The organism is Wolbachia endosymbiont of Oedothorax gibbosus (assembly GCF_936270145.1).
Classification (GTDB): Bacteria; Pseudomonadota; Alphaproteobacteria; order Rickettsiales; family Anaplasmataceae; genus Wolbachia.
In genome coordinates this window covers 884059-901493 of sequence record NZ_OW370537.1, presented here as the reverse complement: position 1 = coordinate 901493, position 17435 = coordinate 884059, and the positions used below count along the sequence as shown (strand labels likewise).

Genomic DNA, 17435 nt, shown 5'->3' with positions numbered 1-17435 from the left:
CCATATTTACATACGAACCAATTTGTTTAGCTTTGTTGCAACAATTTCACGCTTTTATTTTCATAACCCCGTTTTTTACACAACGTATTCTCACAAAGGTAGGTACTATTTTTGTGTTTTTTGGGAAAGTAAATAATCAAATTGTTGTTGCTACTAGTTATTCCAATATTTTGCCTAAAAATGCTCATTCAGAAAACCCCAGTTGCGGATTAGAAGTCAGTGAAAAAGATAGGGAAATAGGGTAAACTCCGGAAACATATTATCAAAAAGTAGAGAGGTTACCCATGAATAAAAATGTAACAGAATTATTTTGCTTTGTAGACGATTTTTGCAAGGCTATAAACAAAAATTTCGCAGAAAAACTCCTGCCAAACAGTAAAAAACCTACCAGAACGCCAGAGATTACGCATTCTGAAATTCTTACTATAATTTTACTTTATCAACAATCTAGATGTGAGGACTTTAAATCTTTCTATACATATTATTTGAAAGCACTATATGGATCTGAGTTTCAAAATTTGCCAACATATAGTAGATTTATTAGGCTAAAACCGAGGGTTTTATGGTATTTAGCATTACTTTTGCAATGGCTATGTGAGCAGTCGAAAATGACAGGGATTTCGTACATAGATGCAACATCTATCGCTGTTTGCCATCCAAAAAGAATCTCAAGAAACAAAGTTTTCAAAGGATTGGCAAAGCTTGGAAAGACTACATATGGCTGGTTTTTTGGTTTTAAATTGCATATGGTAATTAATGAAAAAGGTGAAATTCAAGGAGTTACACTTACTAAAGGTAACGTTGACGACAGAAAACCAGTACCAAAATTAACTGAAAAACTGACTGGTCTTTTGTTTGGTGATAAGGGCTATATAAAGAAAGAGCTCTTTGCAAAACTCTTCGATAGAGGACTAAAACTCGTTACCAAAGTAAAAAAAGGTATGAAAAACACATTAATGCTACTTGAAGAAAAGATTTTTTTAAGAAAAAGGTCGATTATTGAAACAGTTTTTGGCTACCTAAAAGACAGACTTGAGCTTGAGCATTCAAGGCACAGGTCTCCAATAAATTTCTTGGTGCACGTCTTTTCCACATTAGTTTCATATTCCATGAAGCCTAAAAAGCCCTGTATTTCTAGATTTTACTATATTGATTAATCCGCAACTGGGGTAGAAAATATTACTTGCATCTTGAAAGGCGGAGAGATGGATGATAATGATAGCCTATTTTCAAGGAATTAATGATTTGCTTGGCAAGATTTCTGTTTAATGCTATACTTAGTTTAGTTATTAATTAGGGGTAAAACATGTTTGGTCCAGGTTTTAGAGACTTTGTATCACAGGAGCAGAGTCGATCAAGTAAAATTTTAAAAAAATCGGATTCTAGAGATTCAGGCGCTGAAGAAGAATGCAAGATTTTAGAAAAAGAAGAAATTAAAGAGCGTTGCCATTCTGAAGATTCAGGTAATTGTTCAGAGGCTGAAGAAGAACAAAGTACTAACGGAGCGACTAGATCAGAATTTCAGCTAACACAATCTTTGCTCAGTAAGGTAAAGGCAGGTGAGAATAACAAGCATGCAAATTCTGGCAAGCAAGCACAACTTGACCTAAAAAGAATGAATTTTGTAATCAATGGAAAAACAATAGATAAGAAGTGTGTTTCCGGATTGTGTAACAAGAACAATCATTTGATTTCAAATGGAAACGAAGATTACCGCACGTTTGCTAAGCAAGTTTTTACAGGAATGTTTAAACATGTTGAAGCAGATGTTCCAAGTGACAATATACTAGCAGAGTTAATTACTAATTGCAATCAGGCAGGGTATGAGTGTGCAATGCATGAGCAAATTCAGCCTATACTTGCTCAGTATAATTTAATATCAAAGATTTTTGAAAGAACAATAAGCATTCGTTGTGATAGTACAGAGTTTGTAAGTGTTGAATATAGCGAGGTTATGCATGTACTAAATTTTGACAATCCAGAGGAAAAAATATGTGAGTCAAACAACTTACTAAAATTCACACTTAAATCTCAGGATGGTAAGGTAGAGTATAAAGATGGTAAGGTGACACTTGCTATTCCTGAGCAATTAAAGGATTACAAAGCTGGTAGCAAAAGTTTACTAGGTGACATAAATAGGCATTTTGAAGATGCTGATAACGCAGTTGTTGAGTCCCTGGTTGAAAATATTGGTGAAGGTCCTAAATCATTTGTTGCAGATCCGCCAGCAGAGGTGGATTCAGATTCATTTAATATTATTCCTGAGGGTGAAATTCTTAATTTGGATCATATTCCAGAATTAGTAAAAAAGGCAGTGGATGATAAAGATGTTAATGCCTTAGCTACTCACATAAGCTTTTTTCAAGATCGTGTTAATCGTATATCACCTCAAGAAGGTTTATCAGTAGTAGAAAAAACATTAAAAATAATAAGTGATTTTGCCAAGAAGCAAGGTAAGGCATGGAACACTTATCCTGCTATGCCTGGTGTAAGCCATGTATATTCTGCTAAGCAGCATTGGAATGGCTACATTTCTCAAGCAGATTATGAAAAGGTTAAAAGTCTTGAAGATACTTTGTGCAAGATCAAGTCTTCTCTAATAAAAAGAAGTAGCAATGATCCTAATGAAAGATCTCCTGTTAAAAATGCTCAAGACACCTCGGCTACGCTAAATGAGACTCCAATCTTGAGTCAAGCAGTGAGTAGAGAACAGCTAAATACTAAAGAATCCAAAAATCAACAGCTACAAAGAAATATTGTTGATAAAGGAGAAAATATTATGAATAATGAAAAGGCTTCAGTAGAAGAAGCTATGGGTAACAATTATAGGAGTGGTAAAATGGGTAAAAATAAAAAAAGTATAAAGCAGGGATTGTCTATTGATGTTATCTACGATGTTGAGCGGATGAAGAATTTCCTAGAAAGCAATGATGATAAGCTTGTTTTGAAGGAAGCCCTAAACCAAGTAAATAATGAACTTACAAAGAAGGAGAACACTAAAGGTCTAGATCTTGCTAAGAAGAAGAAAAGAATTAATCAGAAGAAAAGACTCACAGAAGCTAAAGAATTGCTTACAGAAAAGATCAGCAACATTGAAATGAATGCTAAGACTGCTGCATCATCAGTAAATGATGTTAGTGCTACTACAAGTAGTCAAGCAGCTCCTGTTAGTGAGGATGTTTCACAAGATATACGATCAGAAATTTTAGTACCATCATCTAGCGTTTCTCCAGATGTCGGCAACGTGTCTACGGCTGAAAATATTAATGACAATATGGTAGCTAGCAAAAACTCTGGACAAGTGAATGATGTTCAAAGCGGCGATGAGCAGCCAGATTCACCACCACTTTCACCACAGAGTTCTGCGAGTGGTGATGTTGAAGATACAGAAGCCTCTGCTAATGCAGCAGTAACTATACCTGAAAAAGTAGATAGTCTTGTGAGTGATGGTGAGAATGGTAAAATCGTGTCTAAAGAGCACCAAGATGATGCGCTAGAAAAAGATTTTTCAAATGATGATGGCAATAGTTTTCTAGGAGATCCAGTACCTACGTCAACTAACGAAATCTCTGGACGAACAGATGGTACTCAAAACAAAGAAGCTTCTTTCAGTGCACAGAATGATCTTGATCTTCAAAATAAAAGTGCTACCGTGTTATCAGTTGATAGCGATGAGGAAAAACAAGCTTCTCCAAGTAACGGAGTTTTTTATGATGCAGAGGGTCACAACTCTATAGAGAATGTCTTAATTGCTAGCGTTGACTCTTTAATTAGACTTCTTTCAAAATTGAGGGAGAGAGAGTAAGATCAAGTATTTGGAAGCATGAAATATAAGGAAATAGAAAAGTTAGAAGGAGAAAAGTTTCGACGTTTAACGGGGGTAAAAAAATCAACATTTAAGAGAATGGTAGAAATTCTAGATGAGGAGGATAAAAGGAAAAAAGCTAGAAGTGGAAGAAAAAGCAAACTTTGTATAGAAGATAGATTACTTATGGCACTGGAATATATGAGAGAATATCGTACATATTTTCATATAGGACAAAGTTATGGCATGAGTGAAAGCAACTGTTTTAAAATAATAAGGTGGGTAGAAGACACATTAATAAAACATCCAGATTTTGCATTACCAGGAAAAAAAGATCTATTAAATAGTAATGTAGAATACGAAGTTTTGGTAATAGATGGAACTGAAACAGCAGTAGAAAGGCCAAAAAAAAGCAAAAGCGCTTTTACTCTGGAAAGAAAAAAAGGCATACTATAAAAACACAAATAGTAACAGAGAAGAAGAGTAAAAAGGTCGTATGTACATCTTTCTCCAATGGTAGAAAACATGATTTTCGGATGTTTAGAGAATCAAAGATAGCAATATTACCGCAAACTAAGATCCTAGCTGATTCTGGTTACAGAGGAATGCAAAAGATACATAAAAATGTTGAATTACCACATAGAAGATCAAAAAAGAATCCTTTATCAAAGGAGAAAAAAGCAGAAAATAGATCTCTCTCTATACGAAGAGTGGTAGTTGAAAACGTAATCGGCTTATTGAAAAGGTTTAAAATCATTTCTGACAGATATAGAAATCGACGAAAACGTTTTGGCTTAAGATTTAATTTGATTGCCTCTATTCACAATAGAGAGCTCCTTTCATGAATTTTGAAAGAAGTCTATTGATGATGTGGCCAAGAAAGAACCTATTTTAGATACAACAAATAGTAGGGATGGTTCTACGCTTGAAGGTGATAGTGATAAACAAGAGCCACAACCAAAATCAGTGCCAACACCTTTAGTAGCTAACGAAAATTCTGGACAAGTGGATGATACTCAAATCACTACCGAGCAGCTAGAAGAGCCAATTTCTCCATCTGTTCCACCTACTGTGCATGTATCACAAAATAATATTCATGTTCAACCTAGCAACAGTACACCGACAGCTACAGCGACAAGATCTTCAACACCTACCACACAGGTGGTTCCAGTTCCTGCTGCACCAGTGCCCCCAGTAACTAGTAAAAGCTCTGGACAAGCGGGTAATGTTCAAATCAACGGCAAGCAGTCTACTAATCCAAGCAATATTGCTAATGCTTCTTCAGATGTTAACAGTAAGTCTATAACTAAAGAGCCTGTAGCAACTGAAAGTAATCAACAAAGTTCACAACCACCTTTATCATCGTTTGATTTGTCTTCGCCGCAAAGGTTTGTAAATGATGAAGTCTCTTCAATTGCTGGTGATTTGCGTAGTGAAGCTTCTACTGAGGATGATGTGTCTTCACTAGATATAGCAGATGATGAGTGTAGTGAAGCCTCTTCAACTGTTGGCAAAAACCCTTTAATTATGGATGTGACTGATGAAAAAGAACCTTTGCCAAGTACAGCAGAACCAGACTTTACGCTAAAAAGTAGCAATAGTCCACAAAGTACAAAAAGTAGTAAGTTGCCTACCGTAGCTACATGGACGTTAGCAGTAGCTGGAATACTTGCAGGAGTTGCTGCATCGGTTGCATGTTTTGCTTTTGGTGCTAGTCTGCTGGTAGTAGGAATAACAGCAGGTGTTGGAGCTTGTTGTCTGGTTGCTGCTGCAATCATATATTGTTGTAATCAGCCTTCAAATTCACTTGAAAAGAGCAGTGCTGAAGCTGTAGCTGCAACGATAGGGACCCCCTTAAAACCATAAGCTAAAGGTAAATTAAGTGAATGAGAAAGAGATATATCAAAAGATCGCTTTGATGTTTTTCTCTCATTTATAAGCAAAAAAGGAAAGCGTGAAACTAGAAAAAGGAGCTTTAAGAACGATGATCATGGGTTTCAAAGTCTACTGAATTTTCTACACAAACATAATGTAGAAAAAGTAAAAACCTGCATGGAATCTACTGGTTGTTATAGCGAAGCACTGGCTGAATTTCTACACAATGCTGGACATTTTGTAAGTGTTATAAATCCTTATTGCATAAAATCTTATGCAAGGAGTAAGCTGATACGACAAAAGAATGATCAGACCGATGCAGAAGTTATTGCTGATTATTGCCAAAGGCAGGAACCAACTCGCTGGGCACCACCTTCTCCCGAAAAGAAAAAATTAAAACATCTTTATCGTTGTTTGGCTGCGTTAAAAGATGAATTGGCATTAGTAAATAACCATTTAGAAAAAAAAGAGAGACTGCCTAAAGAAGTTGCAAATGCTTGGGAAGACCTTGCAATAAATATATCTCAAAAAATAGAAACAATAAAAAACTCCATACGTGAATTATTAAAGCAACACAAAGAGTTGTTGGAAAATTTTCAACTTCTACTCAGGAATAGGAGAGGAATCAGCAATAGCTATTTTAGCTGAAGTTCCTGACATAAAAGCTTTTAGAGATGCCAGGCAATTGGCAGCATATGCAGGGATTATACCACGAAATATGACGTCAGGTTCATCTGTATATGCTAAACCTAGACTAAGCAAATCAGGTTCACAAATATTACGTAAGGCACTTTTCTTTCCTGCCATAGTAGCTAAGAATCACAATCCTATCATTATGAGCTTTTGCCAAAGACTAAAGGAAAGGGGTAAGCATAATATGGCCATTGTTGGTGCTGCAATGCGTAAGCTACTCCATATCATTTTCGGTATTCTGACATCCAAAAGTGCCTTTGATCCTAACCATATCAAAAACTACAGGGCAAAGCTGTTGGAGGAAGGTTTAGTACTTTAAAATCAAAAATGCTTCCTATCTATCTTATGTAAAGTGGTATCTTACACAAATTTATTGAATGTTGTTGGTTAGTGGATATGTTGATAAGTAAACTTCATCTGTTTTGTGCGTATAAAACTAATTTACTTATCAACATATCCACTAACTATAATCTGTGTACTGTTACACAATTGGAAGTATTTTATGATGCAACTTGGGAAATTTTTATAATTTTTTTGTTGACTAACAAGACGGTATCTCCTGTCATTCCAGCGCCCAGAGGTGTCATCCCAGTGCCCCCTGTAATGTCATCCAAGTAGCTGACACTGGGATCTAGCAAGCTTTGCTTGCAAATAAGTCTAATACGCGTCGCGTTTTATGCCAAAACACAATTGGAGTTACATGCAAAATAGATCCCAGTGTCAGCTACTTGGATGACAGGAAGAGGGCTACTCGGATGACAAAAAAAGGAGCACTGGCATGACAGCAGTCCTACGTCATACCGCCGCGAACCGTCATGCCACTGCGAACCGTCATACCGTGATTTATTCACGGTATCTCTTAACATAGATCCCCTACTATACCTTAACATAGATCCCGCTAACAAGCAGCGGGATGACGAATTACTTAACCATCATCTACACCGTCATACCGCCGCAGACCGTCATACCGCGATTCATTCGCGGTATCTCCCAGCATAGATCCCCTACTATACCTTAACATAGATCCCGCTAACAAGCAGCGGGATGACGAATTACTTAACCATCATCTACACCGTCATACCGCCGCAGACCGTCATACCGCGATTCATTCGCGGTATCTCCCAGCATAGATCCCGCTGCGGGATGATGGTTGTTGTTTAGCTATAAATGTTAATAAATTTACCAAACGGAAAAAAAGGCAAAAGAAGCCCTAGTCATTGTTTATTTTCAGTATCGGCGTTCTTTAAGTCTTAAACACTGCAATTTAGCTGCTTTTAAACGCAACTAACTTAAGCTATAAATGTTTAAGAAATTTACTAAGCAGAAAAAAAAGACAAAGAATCCCCGGAGTAGCTAGTTATTCCACTCTTTATTTTAAAATTTGACGTTGGGTGATGTCTTAAACGCTTTATAAGCGCTTTTCAGCTTATGTGGGTAAAAACCCAAAATTTTTATAAAGACATAGTATGCACATAGTGCAAAAATTAAACAATAGTACGCCAAATACAAGTCTTCTTGTCATTTTAATCTGCACAGATTGGGAAGTTAAATAATATAGCTTCACTTTCATGATAAGGGGACTGGCGGAGTTTGTCAAGTAAGTTTTTTCGTTTAATCCGTTTCTATGAGCCACTTGGATGACGAGGTTACATATTTATGGCAACCTCATTACCTCCGCTCAAAAAGTTTTTCAATATCACTTAATTTCATTTCTATATAAGTTGGTCTCCCATGGTTGCATTGCCCAGCATACGGTGTTTCTTCCATTCGTCTCAGTAGCTCGTTCATTTCCTCTAACTTCATTTTCTCCCTGCTCCATGGCATGCAATGGTAGCTAACACTTTTTCTTCTACTGGGAATGTATCTTCTTTTTGTCCATGCTAAAAGGATATAGATTTAACATAAGTTTGCTACTGAAATGTTGACATTAAGTTTCAAGATCTTTATCATGTAAAGGTGTGGGCTCGCGATGTTAGGTAATTGAGCTTGTGGGTTCGTGTTTTTATTAGGCTCTCACACCAGAAATAAGCGTTTTTAAAGCTCTTTATAGCTACTAAATCTATGAATTCATTTGCTGGTCTTTTAAGGTGCTTTATAGAATAGGTTGTAAAAGATGTACAAATGGACGTCTAAAGCAGAAGATGCTATTCTTAGGCCATCTGTGACAGTCGTTTTTTCTCTAACATACCCAAAGTTTAAAAAAATAAGATTTAAACACAAAAGAGTTGAATATTTCTTCAGAATTGTGTATAATTATTAATGCTTTTTAAGGTTTGTTCTTATGGCTCTTTCTAAATTTCTTGACGCACGAAATGATTGCGCCTTCAAGAGAATATTTGGTACTGAGAGGAATAAAGACATCCTCATTCATTTCCTGAACGATATTTTAGGCTTTACTGGCTTAGCTGCTATTCAGGACGTTCAATTTTTAGCTACCATTTTGGACCCTGAAATTGCCGCTAAAAAGCAAAGTATTGTCGATGTTCTTTGTAAAGACTCTCAAGGCTCAAGATACATTATAGAGATGCAGTTCACTAAGACCAAAGGCTTCGAAAAACGTGCTCAATATTATGCTGCTAAAGCCTATTCAAGTCAAGCAGATCAAGGGGATGATTATCATAACCTCAAGGAAATAATCTTTATAGCTGTTGCTGATTGCATTATTTTTCCAGATAAGGCTGAGTACAAATCTAATCATGTCATCTTAGATAAGAATAGCTTTGAACATGACTTAAAGGATTTTTACTTCGTATTCATAGAACTACCAAAATTTACAAAGACAAAAGAAGAGCAACTAGAAAATATAGTAGAAAAATGGTGTTATTTTTTCCGATATGCAGCAGAAACAAACGAAGAGGACCTAGATAAAATAGTTGGTAGTGACGTCATCATAAAACGAGCTTATGAAGAGATGAATAAGTTTAATTGGTCAGAAGAAGAGTTACTAGCATATGAACAAATGAAAAAACGCATAATGGATGAGATAGCTGCTTTTGCTCAAAAGTTTGATGAGGGTCTTAAGGTTGGACACGAAAAAGGTAGAGAAGAAGGCCTCCAAATCGGACATGAAAAAGGCAGAGAAGAGGGCGAAAACCAGGCTAAAATAGCTGTGGCTAAGGAAATGCTTGCCGATAAAATGGATATTAATACTATTGCCAAATTTACTGGGTTGCCAGTCAGTGAAATTGAAAAGCTTCAAAAATAAAACACTATTCATGATCTGAGACCTTGTTTTTGCTGGTTGTTCAATTGCTGTACATCTAAATATGTGATTAAAATAACTCTGGAATAGTATGAAGAACTATACTGTCATCTTTTGCAAAACAAAATTCGCTATTTTCATCTGTCCATTTATACATTTCTTTTAGATTAATCTCAGAAGAATCATAAGTATCATATTCCGTTTTTTTATGATAATCACAATAATGAAACTTATTATTTTTATCAAAATAACCAAATTCATCAGTCAATGTAGCCATTTTTTTACCCTTTCCACTATTTGTTACTTCGAACACTACAGCTTGATGGTTACCTAGAGAATCTGGTTCAGCAGCTCCTTCTGTAATAAAAAACGATGGCCGATGGCCAAGTAACTCACCAAGATTTAGGTTACGTTTTTCTTTCATACAACTTAAACTTATGAATTTATATTCATCTGAAACGTTCGAATACTGTGGATCGTATTTTTTGTATTCAAAGAATTCATTACCTAAAAAATTACAAAACGTTAATTTATAATCATCATTATTACTGGACTTAACGACTTTAAGGTAATGAAAATCTCTAGGAATTTTTACCTCTTCTTCCGTAACATGATTACGCATGACCAATTGATCATCGAGCATGTAGTAACCTATTTTTGGTAGAGTAGCTACGAGCTTACCGTTTAACATGATATTTGCTTGATAGATATTATCCGATAACTTCTTTCCTTGCTGCAAAGTAAAATCCTGCCCGGCCTTAGTTATTGCTTCTGATACACTGCACTGCTCGGTCTTAGTTAAGTTTTCTATTATTGTTAATACATCACCTATATTTTGTTTGTATTGATACTGATAGTAGTTATCTTTATCATATATTGAAACATAAGCTCCATCTTTGTCTGATATATAGATATAATCACCTTCTATTGTAAAATAAAGTCCACCTTTTTCTTCTTTAATCTTTTCTAGTACTGGGTCATTTTCATCGTTAAAATTAATGAAGTTTAGTACCCCAGTTATTGGGCTAGATCTAGAAATGAATAATTCGATACCAAAATTTTCACCTGGTATGTTTTGCAATATAATACCAATATCAGTCCCCTGAAGCTTCTTTACAATAGCCTCTTTATCTTTACCTATAATAGCTTCTTGTTCTATAATAAAGTCCTCGCCATTTTGTAGCTTCAGGGCTGAGCCCCCTTTATATAAAACTATTTTACTGTTTTCCCATTTTAATTTTACATCATCAATATTATCCCCAACTTCAACTGTACCACTGTGTGAATAGATGGTATATTTGTTGTTATTATGCTCTAATTTGTAGTATGCAATAGGAAGCTTAATCAGCTTTTTATAAAGTGAATCTTTATTGTCTATTCTAAATGTATACTGTCCCATACCATTTCTACCCAAATTTACTTTAACAGTTTTTACCTTAAATAGCCAATAGCCTCCTGATTGATAGCACTGAGTCTACCTGGAGGAGTGACATTACTCATAAAACTCCTTGGCTGCTCATTATCTGTTACTATTTTTTCAGTATTAACAGCATTTCTCAGCTGCTCATTACTTGCTAATGTTCTTTCCATACCTACTTTAAAAGTAGGACTCTGTGGTCTTTTGTTAAAGTGCACTAAAAATTCATCAGTTTGTTGATAATTAGGGCATGATTTTTTTGCAGCTATACATAAAAACCTCAATAATTCGTTACGATTTCCACCATTAGATAGTGACTTATTTACGATAGTTGACTGTAGTTCTACTGGATCAAAATTTAGGCTTTTCTTTGGTATGCCGAAAACTGAAGCAGTTTCTTCTAATACCTTTTCAAATCTCATAACAATATCTGCTGTATCTATTATTTTTGCCACTTGATCAAGCTCCTGTATTTTATTTTTCAGCTTATACTCATCTTGTCCTACAGGTGGATAAAAGAAATTTATTACTTGAGATATAAATGAAGTTGGCCTACTTGCTCCACTTGTCACCGGGCTGTTTAAATTTTTAGCTTCCCTCTTCCTTCTACGTGCAGTACAGACTTGTTCTGCAGGGCTTGTCTTACAAAATATGTCTTTTATGCTACTATAAAGTGCTTCCGTATTGTGTTTTGATTGCAATGCTTCAATTGCATTTCTTTTGGCAATTCCGCTGAAATTTTCAGCTTTTTTTGTTGAATTCACCACTTCAGCGTGTAGTTTTGTAACCTTACCCTCAGCGTCTTGAGCTTCTCTGGCGAATTCTTCAGAAGCGTTTTTAGCTACCTCTGCTGCTTTTTTAGCATCCAGAGTTTCATTTTTTGCTTTTCTTATCTCACGTAAAAACTGATCAGCTAATGTAGCACCTACTCCATCTTCTCCCTTTGGACCTTGAGGACCAGGTGTTCCTGCGTTGCCCTTAGCACCTTTGAGACCTTGTATACCTTGATCACCCTTATCGCCTTTCGGACCCATTGGACCTATATCACCTTTCGATCCATCCACTCCTGGTGCTCCATCTACCCCTTTAGGACCTATTGGACCTTGCAATCCATTTGCACCTGGCTCTCCTTTGTCGCCTTTAGAACCTATCTCTCCTTTCTCACCCATATTACCTTTTATTCCCATAGCTCCGTCTAATCCTTTAGGACCAATATCACCCTTTGTACCTGGCGCTCCATCTACCCCTTTAGGCCCTACTGGACCTTTATCACCTTTTTCTCCAGTTATTCCTGGCACTCCTGGTAATCCAATATCACCTCTATCTCCTTTATCACCCTTCAAGCCTTGCATACCTTTATCACCTTTTGCTCCTGATTGTCCATCCATCCCCTTTGGACCTGCTGAACCTGGAAGACCTTGAGAACCAAGATCTCCTTTTTCTCCTTGTACACCTTGAGTACCATTGAAACCTCTTGGACCTACTAAACCCTGTGGACCTGGCACTCCATCTACTCCTTTTGCACCAATATCTCCTTGATTACCCTTCAAGCCTTGTGGACCAACATCACCTTTTTGACCTGCTGGACCTTGTATTCCTTTATCACCTTTTGCTCCTGATTGTCCATCCATCCCCTTTGGACCAAGATCACCTTTTTCTCCAGCTATTCCTGGCGCTCCTGGTAATCCAATTTCACCTCTATCTCCCTTTAGACCTGGTTCACCTTTCTCCCCTTGCGTACCATTAAAGCCTTGTGGACCTTGTATTCCTTTATCACCTGTGTTTCCTTGATGACCTATTGGACCTATGTCTCCTTTATCACCTTTAGGACCAGTATCTCCTTTTAGTCCATCTATACCCTGTTCACCTTTTTGTCCCTGTAAACCTTGAGGGCCTATAGGACCAGGAGCTCCATCTACACCTGGGATGCCATCTACTCCTTTAGGACCTACTGGACCTTGCGTGCCATTAAAGCCCTGAGGGCCTTGTAGACCTTGTGCTCCAGTATCTCCTTTATTACCCACATCACCTTTTGGACCTACTGGACCTGTATTCCCTTGAATACCTTTTGAACCTGAAGTTCCTATATCACCCTTATCTCCTTGCTCACCCTTCAAGCCTTGTGGACCAACTTCACCTTTGAGCCCAGAAGTTCCTGGTAATCCAACTTCACCTTTATCTCCTTTTGCTCCAGATGTTCCTGGCAATCCATCTATTCCTGATGCTCCAATTTCACCTTTATCACCTTGTTTACCTTGTGAGCCAGGCTTTCCTTTCCAACCTATATTCCCCTTTGGACCTTGAGCACCTTTCGGACCTTGAATTCCTTGCGTACCATTAAAGCCCTGAGGGCCTCGCATACCAGAATCACCTTTATCACCTTTCTGTCCATTAAGACCTTGCTCTCCCCTATCACCTTTTATTCCGGGCATTCCATCTAATCCTGGCCTTCCAGTTATACCTAGCTCACCTTTTAAACCTGGAGCACCTTTATCACCTTTCGGGCCTGGAACTAAAACACCTCTTAGACCTTGAGGACCTCTATCACCTTTCGGACCAGGATAACCTGGCTCACCCCTTGGACCTGGAAGACCTGGAGAACCAGCAGGTCCAGGTGCACCTCCTGGAATTGATACCAACCCTCATAAATAACTAGACAAATAATTCACAGAGCAAATGGTTTTGATCGAACTTTCCGTAATATCTCGAATAAATTCAGATACAGCATTTTCAAGTAATTTAATAGAGTCATACATCTTGTTCTTTATTATATTTTCCTTTAAATGTTGCCAAAATCTTTCCACAGGATTGAGCTCAGGCGAGTACGGCGGCAAATAAATTATGGTGATATTTTCAGGAGTTTTTAAACCTTTAGACCTATGCCAACTTGCGCAATCCATGATAAGAAAAGCTTCTCTAGTCCCCAAATCTTTCGACATCTGCTCCAAAAATATGTTCATGCAATCTGTGTTTACATGTGGAGCAAGTAGGCTAATATCCTCTCCATTCCTGGGATTTACAGCGCTGTAAAGATAGAAGTTTTCTCTTCCGATTTTTACTTTAACTTGTGTTCTTGAGCCCTTTTTAAACCATCCATGTCCAACTTTTGAGTGCGTTCCAAATCTCGATTCATCGAAAAAAAACCTCCTTTTTCCGGTTCTTTTCCACAATTTCATTGAGATTTTTTTTGAACTCCTCTTGTTTGTTTTTGTCTTGTTTATAATGTGCTGGACGAGGTGTGATATATGTAAATCCTAGCTTCTTCATAAGCCTTCTCGCCGTTGACTCACTTACTTTGATAGCTAACATTCCTTCAACTATACCTTGCAATTTTTTAGCAGTCAGATTTGCCCCATCTTCTTCTATTACCTCTCTTATTTTTTCCTTCTTCTCCTCGTTCAGTTTTGGTTTAGGTCCTCGCCCTGGCTGTATTGCAAACCCAATAACACCTTTTTCTTTAAATCTTGCAATCCATTTCATTAATGTCGTTCTCGTAATTCTATATATTTTAGCAACTTTTGAGATACCATACTCCTTTGCTGATATTATTGCTTGTAACCTTCTTCCTATCTCTCCTCTTATTCCATATTTTTTTAATTCTAACTTGCATTGATTATATAGTTCTTCTCCTATTGCTTTACTTTTTCCTGCCATAAACTACATATTTATTCTTTCTAGCCTCAATTATTTGTAGTTTTTACTATTTGTCTATCTATTAGTGGAGATTGGTATGAGTAGCTATAATCTAGCATACCTGATTCACCTCTTTTACCTTTCTCTCCTGGAGGACCTGGCTCACCCCTTGTGCCTGGAAAACCTGGAAGACCTGAAAGACCTAGAGGACCTGGAGGACCTGGATAACCATAACCTGGTTCACCTGGAGGACCTGGATAACCTGGCTCACCCCTTGTGCCTGGAAGATAATGTATACCTGGATAACCATCATAACCTCTCTCACCCTTTGGATCTGGAGGTCCTGTCGCTCTTTTTACTTTCTCCTCCAGAGTCTCAATCACGTTTATTAAACATTCAACTTTTGCTTCTAAGTTTTTAGTTTTTTTACATTCTTCAAGATTCATATCAACCTCCAAACCATTATTTACTTTTACTTTAACAGCCACATGATAATCTGTGGCACGGGTATTACATTTTCCATTTCTAATTCAAAACGCACTTTTGCCACCGCTTTGTAACATGAGACTTCTTTCAAAATTGTTAGAGGGAGTGTAAGATGAAGTATTTGAAAGAATGAAATATAAGGAAATAGAAAAGTTAGAAGGAGAAAAGTTTCGACGTTTAACAGGGGTAAAAAAAGCAACATTTGAGCGAATGGTAGAAATTCTAGAAGTGGAGGATAAAAGAAAAAAAGCTAGAAGTGGAAGAAAAAGTAAACTTTGCATAGAAGACAGGCTACTTATGGCACTGGAATATATAAGAGAATATCGTACATATTTTCATATTGGGCAAAGCTATGGCATGAGTGAAAGTAACAGTTTTAAAATAATAAGATGGGTAGAAGACATATTAATAAAACATCCAGATTTTGCATTACCAGGAAAAAAAGAGCTATTAAGAGTGATGTAGAATATGAAGTTTTAGTAATAGATGGAACTGAAACGCCAGTAGAGAGGCCAAAAAAAAGCAAAAACGCTTTTATTCTGGAAAGAAAAAAAGGCATACTATAAAAACACAAATAGTAACAGAGAAGAAGAGTAAAAAAGTCATATGCACGTCTTTCTCGAATGGTAGAAAACACGATTTTCGGATGTTTAAGGTAGCAGTATTGCCGCAAACTAAAATCTTAGCTGATGCCGGCTACAGGGGAATGCAGAAGATACACAAAAATGTTGTATTACCGCACAGAAAAACGAAAAAGAATCCGTTAAGCAAAGAACAAAAAAAAGAGAACAGAGCACTTATGAGCCAAAGGGCAATTGTTGAAAACGTAATTGGCTTATTGAAAAGGTTTAAAATCATCTCGGACAGGTATAGAAACCGACGAAAACGTTTTGGTTTAAGGTTTAATTTAATTGCTGCAATTCACAATTTTGAGCTCCCTACATGAATTTTGAAAGAAGTCTATGTATTCCAAATACAGTTAATTCACAAGTATTAATTATCGATTAATAAATATAACTATACTAAGTTAGTTGCAAATCAACTTATGAAATAAAGTAATCTTTTTAAAATTTAGTGCAAGAAAAATTATCCAATTTCTTGTTATACCAGCTCTATCATGAGCTTACCCAGAAAAAGTGGTAGAGAAGTTAAGAATATTTTTCACAAAAAGGACGATATCAATAAAAAGGATTTTATTCTATTTAAGATATAAAACTATCATAAGTTTTCCTTTTATTCCCAAGCAAATTATTATTAATTCAATAAAATCTATTATTAAGAATTTAAATAACACAACTATTTCCAGCACCCAAAACCAGCAACCGTGAGAAGAATTTTTCTTGGAATCAGTTGGTCTACCAAGTGATACATACGAACTTTTTAATATAGCAACTTTGCTATATCGTAAAACTATCTGTTTTAGCCTACTTTAGTCACATTTATATACGAACTAACAAACCTAGTTTTGTTGCAACAATTTTAAGCTTCTATTTTCACAACGCCGCTTTTGTTTAAATTGTTCTCACAAAGGTAGGTACTTTTTTTGGAGAAAGTAAATAATTAAAAACTTTGTCATGCTAATTGGCTTATATTTTTATTGAAAATATTTTTTGAAAAAGGTAGTTGACTTACTAGATCAATTTGGTTACATATAATAATTTCATTTCAAATGGAGGTCTGTATGTATGCAGTAGCAAATCCCGAAAGCTTTACTAAGAATCTTGTTCCTTATTATGAAAATGTGGAGTAAATTTTGGAAAATGCCATTTACTAATATCAGTTTTTTGGGGGTTTCAGATAGTGAAGAAGTTGTAGAAGAGATAAAGAAATATTTCAAGCTTTACGGAGAAATTGAAGAAATTGCTCAAGAAGTAAGTCAAGTTGTAGAACAAGAAGGCATTAACGCCGCTGAACCTCAAATTAATGCTTTGAGAGTGAAATTACAAGAAGCTATAAAAGAAGCCAAAGATGAAAAGGAGTGTGTAAGCAGTAGTGCCGTTTTTAATGCACATATGGGTCTTATATCAGAGCAAGAAAAAGTTATAGGAAAATTAACTTCAATTCAACTTGGTGTTTCACAAGAACGTGGATTTTCTTTGACAAAAAAGCTAGAGAAGAGTGAAGATTTAAGTGAAGGTTATAGACGGCAGTTTGACACTGTTCGGGAGGAAAATCAAGAAATAAAGCAGCAAATTGCAACACTAACACGACAAATGCAACGTATGATGCAAAACCAGGCACCAAGCAGTTCATTAAGCGAAGTAGATCCAATATCTCGCAGTTCATCTATTGGTAGTGATATTGAGTTTGTTGGCAGGAAATAG

Annotated in this window: 11 protein-coding genes and 3 pseudogenes; 9 read left to right on the top strand and 5 right to left on the bottom strand. The window is 36.4% G+C overall.

The window, feature by feature from the left end; all coding sequences use genetic code 11:
* The first annotated feature begins 113 nt into the window (after positions 1-113).
* The 6 genes and pseudogenes from NBW37_RS07630 to NBW37_RS04365 all read left to right on the top strand — a co-directional run bounded on the left by NBW37_RS07630 (position 114) and on the right by NBW37_RS04365 (position 6692).
* The gene (locus tag NBW37_RS07630; RefSeq protein ID WP_256466255.1) at positions 114-245 is read left to right on the top strand and encodes a hypothetical protein; all 132 of its coding nucleotides are present in this window, start codon (positions 114-116) and stop codon (positions 243-245) included.
* Between the two features lie 39 nt (positions 246-284).
* On the top strand, positions 285-1157 hold the full coding sequence (locus NBW37_RS04385; RefSeq protein WP_250295817.1) for an IS982 family transposase: 873 nt from the start codon (positions 285-287) through the stop codon (positions 1155-1157).
* Positions 1158-1306: 149 nt separating this feature from the next.
* Entirely contained in the window at positions 1307-3805 is a 2499-nt protein-coding gene (locus tag NBW37_RS04380) for a hypothetical protein (protein ID WP_250295889.1), read from the top strand.
* Positions 3806-3823: 18 nt separating this feature from the next.
* A protein-coding gene (locus NBW37_RS04375) for an IS5 family transposase (protein WP_250295841.1) occupies positions 3824-4650 on the top strand; the annotation gives its coding sequence in 2 pieces (ribosomal slippage) (positions 3824-4211 and positions 4211-4650; 828 coding nt in all).
* A gap of 25 nt (positions 4651-4675) precedes the next feature.
* Positions 4676-5671 (top strand): TomO hydrophobic C-terminal domain-containing protein, encoded by a 996-nt coding sequence (locus tag NBW37_RS04370; protein ID WP_250295888.1) that lies wholly within the window; start codon positions 4676-4678, stop codon positions 5669-5671.
* A gap of 33 nt (positions 5672-5704) precedes the next feature.
* Positions 5705-6692 (top strand): annotated as a pseudogene (locus NBW37_RS04365) (IS110 family RNA-guided transposase).
* 1349 nt (positions 6693-8041) lie between these two features.
* On the opposite strand, the pseudogene NBW37_RS04360 reads toward NBW37_RS04365, so the two are convergent.
* Positions 8042-8241, bottom strand: a pseudogene (locus tag NBW37_RS04360) (DNA mismatch repair endonuclease MutL); the annotation flags it as partial.
* A gap of 413 nt (positions 8242-8654) precedes the next feature.
* Here NBW37_RS04360 and NBW37_RS04355 point away from each other — a divergent pair.
* Positions 8655-9578, top strand: coding sequence for an Rpn family recombination-promoting nuclease/putative transposase (locus NBW37_RS04355; protein ID WP_250295887.1), 924 nt, complete (start codon positions 8655-8657; stop codon positions 9576-9578).
* A gap of 67 nt (positions 9579-9645) precedes the next feature.
* Here NBW37_RS04355 and NBW37_RS04350 read toward each other — a convergent pair whose 3' ends face one another.
* From NBW37_RS04350 to NBW37_RS04335, 4 genes are all read right to left on the bottom strand, one after another.
* A complete protein-coding gene (locus tag NBW37_RS04350) occupies positions 9646-10974 on the bottom strand; it encodes a hypothetical protein (protein WP_250295886.1) in 1329 nt (442 codons plus the stop codon).
* A 32-nt stretch (positions 10975-11006) separates the two neighbouring features.
* Positions 11007-13631 carry a collagen-like protein gene (locus tag NBW37_RS04345; RefSeq protein WP_250295885.1) on the bottom strand — a complete coding sequence of 875 codons (2625 nt, stop codon included), beginning with the start codon at positions 13629-13631 and terminating at the stop codon, positions 11007-11009.
* A gap of 3 nt (positions 13632-13634) precedes the next feature.
* A protein-coding gene (locus NBW37_RS04340; protein ID WP_250295836.1) for an IS630 family transposase occupies positions 13635-14646 on the bottom strand; the annotation gives its coding sequence in 2 pieces (ribosomal slippage) (positions 13635-14132 and positions 14134-14646; 1011 coding nt in all).
* Positions 14647-14672: 26 nt separating this feature from the next.
* Positions 14673-15071 carry a hypothetical protein gene (locus tag NBW37_RS04335; protein ID WP_250295884.1) on the bottom strand — a complete coding sequence of 133 codons (399 nt, stop codon included), beginning with the start codon at positions 15069-15071 and terminating at the stop codon, positions 14673-14675.
* Between the two features lie 169 nt (positions 15072-15240).
* Here NBW37_RS04335 and NBW37_RS04330 point away from each other — a divergent pair.
* Both NBW37_RS04330 and NBW37_RS04325 read left to right on the top strand, forming a co-directional pair.
* A pseudogene (locus NBW37_RS04330) lies at positions 15241-16057 on the top strand (IS5 family transposase).
* 787 nt (positions 16058-16844) lie between these two features.
* Positions 16845-17435, top strand: a complete 591-nt coding sequence (locus NBW37_RS04325) for a hypothetical protein (protein WP_250295883.1) — start codon at positions 16845-16847, stop codon at positions 17433-17435.